Source organism: Deltaproteobacteria bacterium, assembly GCA_020845775.1.
Taxonomy (GTDB): Bacteria; Bdellovibrionota_C; UBA2361; order SZUA-149; family JADLFC01; genus JADLFC01.
In genome coordinates this window covers 1-3,964 of the sequence record JADLFC010000064.1, presented here as the reverse complement: position 1 = coordinate 3,964, position 3,964 = coordinate 1, and the positions used below count along the sequence as shown (strand labels likewise).

At 45.8% G+C, this 3,964-nt stretch carries 3 protein-coding genes; 2 read left to right on the top strand and 1 reads right to left on the bottom strand.

Annotated features, from left to right (window positions below; all coding sequences use genetic code 11):
* The coding region (locus IT291_04395) for a hypothetical protein (protein ID MCC6220465.1) at positions 1-737 on the bottom strand (737 nt) is incomplete at its 3' end.
* A gap of 197 nt (positions 738-934) precedes the next feature.
* Here IT291_04395 and IT291_04390 point away from each other — a divergent pair.
* On the top strand, positions 935-3,238 hold the full coding sequence (locus IT291_04390) for a VCBS repeat-containing protein (protein MCC6220464.1): 2,304 nt from the start codon (positions 935-937) through the stop codon (positions 3,236-3,238).
* A complete protein-coding gene (locus IT291_04385; protein MCC6220463.1) occupies positions 3,239-3,778 on the top strand; it encodes a carboxymuconolactone decarboxylase family protein in 540 nt (179 codons plus the stop codon).
* Positions 3,779-3,964 lie beyond the last annotated feature (186 nt).

The window sequence follows — 3,964 nt, the reverse complement described above, 5'->3', positions numbered from 1 at the left end:
TCATTTATTCTTGCTATCCGCGCAATCGCTGCCGAAACAAAGGTTTCTCCGAGATTGGCCATTTTGGGCAAATTGAGATTGTCGATAGTTTCTTTCCAAACTGTTTTGGCATCGTCTAGCCCGGCAGTACCTTGGAGTCCTAAAACTGTCAGTGCTCTTGTCATGTCGTCGCGCGAAACTTTTACGCCCTCCTGCATTGCTTCCGTAGCTTCATCCATCATGGCTTCAAGAGAGTTTGCGTCTAGTCCTCCCACTAAACCTTCGGAACCTTGGAAGCTTAAAAGTTCTTTTAAGTATGGGTTAATGTCCTTGTCTACGCCACTACCAGCGACTTCTAGTCGGCTGCGATGTTGCGCCATGGTTTCCTTAAAAATATCTCTTGCTACTGTGGCAGAAATTTTTAGCCGCTTAGCCATGGCGCTTAGGTAGGCCGCTTCTCTTTGCGATACAAAGCGGTCATTGGCAACTACGTCACATACGATGCGAAAGATTACTGGAGCTAGCTCTTCGCAGTATGGACCCAGAAGTCCGATTAGCGTTTCGCATTCTTGAAACATGTTAAAGTGACCATCGTCCTCGTCAATGGCGATTCCCACGTAAGCTACTAGCTCGCCCATGCCAATAGTTTCAAGCGTTTTGGCAACTTTGTCGCGTTCCTTGCGACTTAAACTTCCATCTATGGTCATTGCACCTACTACTAGTCTTGCAATGGAACTATTTTGTTTTGCGCCGCTCATGTCAAAAATATCTCCAGAATGTTTATTCTACTTAAAATTAAACTCCAGATGTCTCGCGTAGAGGGGAATGATGCGTTTCTGGACAAGTAGTTAATAACAATAGTATGCTTTGAGTTGTCAATATTTAGTATTGTTTTCGCGGACGGCTGGTAGAGGTTTTCATTAACGTTAGATTAATTGGACTTGGCTAGATGGTTATGAGAAGAAGTTTCACATATCGCACCTCGGTTTTCCTTTCCTTTTTTATGCTCGGTTTTCTAAATTTTGCAGTGGCAGACGATATTACTGTTGCTACTGATTACGATGGAGATGGATTTGGTGATTTAATTGCTTATGATTCCTCTACGGCAACGTTTAGCATTCGTAAGAGTTCGACTCTCGAGTTTGTGCATATTAAAGTAAACGGGAGTTCAGTTGGCGATATTCCGGCAAATGGCGATTATAATGGAGATATGCTAGCGGATTTAGGCACATATAATCGAACCACTGGTGTTTTCCACGTAGCTATTAATGGAGGAGTGACAAAGGCGGTTATTTTGGGGCAGGCAGGGGATCTCCCCATTCCGGCCAATTATCTTGGTCGAGAATGTTCGAGTTTTGCGACTTATAGTCCAAGTACTGGCGTTTGGTCGCTAGGGGACTGCGATGGTGCACTGGTAGAGACGTTTCAAAGTCACGTCATTGGCGGAGTGCCTCTTGCTGGCGATATCGATTGCGATGGCAAGGCGGATCCCGTTTTGTTTAGCCGTAGAGACAGTTCATGGACTTTTCGCAAGTCCTCACAGAAAGGGTGGGAGAGTTTTTATTTTGGCCTTCCTGGGGATATCCCTTTTGTTGCCGATTTTGATGCCGATGGTTGTGGCGAGGCTGGCATATTCCGACCGAGTAGTGGGCATTACTATTTTGCGCAATCCTATGAAGCGGGAGAGCTTGGCGTTCCCTCGTTGCCGATTCAATGGGGGCTTCCCGGCGATAGGCCGGTAATCGTAAACGTAAATGGAGATGACATTATTGAGTATGCGGTATTTAGACCGAGCGAGATAGCCTTTTACGTACGACTGGAAGATGGCAATTATTTTCGCATTCCCTTTTCAGCAGAAAATCCACATTTTAGCTTAAATCCTCAAGCTTATATATCCAATTGGAACGTTCCAATGCCTGTTTCTAATCAGGGCGTATATCATAGGTTGATTCCTGGGGATTACAACAGGGATAATCAGTCCGAATTTGCGTTGGCTGAGGTAAACAGAAGTGCTGGCACGACGGCGTTTCATTTGAGGTATGGCGATGGCCGGCAGGCAACTTTTATGCTGCCGTCGGCCGGAGATGCCATGGTTCCAGCTGACTATGACGGAGACGGTAGAGTTCAGCCAGCAGTGGTATTTGTGCGATCCGATGCTGTGTTAGAGTGGTCTACTATGGAAGCCGATGGTTCGGTTACTAAAATGACATTTGGTCAAAATGGAGATCAGCCAATAGCGGGAGATTTTGACTGCGATGGCAAGGCTGACAGGGCGGTTGTTCGCAATATTAATGGGTATAAGTATTGGTTTTTTAGCTTTTCTAGAGGCGGAAATTTCGGTGATTATTTATTTGGCTTAGCTACTGATACGATCTACGCGGCGGATGTGGATGGCGATACATGTGATGAGCTCCTAGTGTCGCGCAATCTTGCAGGCGGATTACATTGGTATTACAGAGATATTTATGAGCAGGTAGATCACTACGTACAGTGGGGTTTGAGTGGAGATTCTCCGATTCCGCCAGCCGATTTAAACGGCGATGGTGTGGGCGATTTTGTAGTAGTGCGAACAAATGGGATGCAAAATACTGCTTTCGAGCGTTTCTCGGAAAACTTTTACTTGTCGGTTGATTTTGGCTTAAGTGGTGACATCTCTCTTACGGGAAATTTCTCTGGAGTTAATTATTCTGAGTTCGGCGTGTATAGGCGTATAGATTCTGATGCTGGGCCAGACACTTACTTTATTAGAACTTTTCTAAGTGGGCAAAATGTCGTTTCCTTTGGCCGAAGAACCTTGTTTGTTCTACGTCCTGACGGCAGTGTCGTAGTTCCGCATGGGTTTGGCGGTGATGGAGGAGGAGGTGGTGGTGGCGGCGGTGGATTGCCGCCGGCGACACCTGGATGCGTGCCTACGGCAGGTACGGCACACGACTTTAATGATGGGCGAGGTGGAGCAGTCTGGAAGCCTGAATCAGAGGGAGTTCCAAACCATGCTCCTGTTATGTTGTTGCCTGATTCGCCGTACTGTAGCTTGTATCGTTCTGGGGGCTTACGCGTTACGGTTCTTGGCTCTAGTGGCAGTGAGGTATCTGGTTTCCAACGAACGCATTGCAGTGGCGTTAACGGAGGTCGTCCGCATTTATATCTAAGCAAGACTGGTCATCAGTTACAGCCTTTCTCTCCGCTAACGATTAAGGTGGAGTATGAGGGCGTTACTGAGTGTCGCTCAGTGCCGGATCCGACGAGGCGCTACGATTAAATGAGGGTAGCAGAGAGGCTGCTTCGAGAATATCCGTTTTATCTGCAACCGTTCTTTTGGATGCAGCGGAAAAAATTCGGGCAGCTTCTTAATCCCGCAATGTTGTGGGCGAGAGTTCCTGGATTGTTTTTAGGAGTAGCTTTTTTTAATTCTGTTTTTTCTAGAAAAAATTCACTTCTCGAGGCTCCCTTGCGTTCGCTCGTAATGGTGCGCGTTTCGCAGATAAATCATTGCAAGTTTTGCGTGGATCTTAACTCCTATCTGCTGCTGAAAAAGGCAGGAAGCACGAATAAGCTCGATGAGCTTTTTAATTGGAAGGAGAGCGAAGCATTTGATGAAAGAGAGCGAGTGGCTCTGGAATATGCCGAGGCAATGACTTATAGCGATAGAAAAGTGAGCGATGAGCTTTTTTCGCGATTAAGGGAGGGCTTTGACGATGATGCGATTGTGGAGCTTACTGGATTAATTGCCTTTCAGAATCTTTCTAGCAAATTTAACAGCGCCTTAGATGTCCCGTCGCAGGGTTTTTGTAAGAGATAGTTCAATCGCAAGGAAATTGGTGCATATAGCATTTGCAAAAAGGATTTTTGTAAATGCTATAAATAACGCTTCATTCGAGTAACCAGTGCATGAGTAAAATAGCCTATAGTCCATTTTACTCATGAAAAAAATGGCGTCAAGGCTAAATTACCACCTTGGCGATTCACCAAATTAGGAAATTGTCAT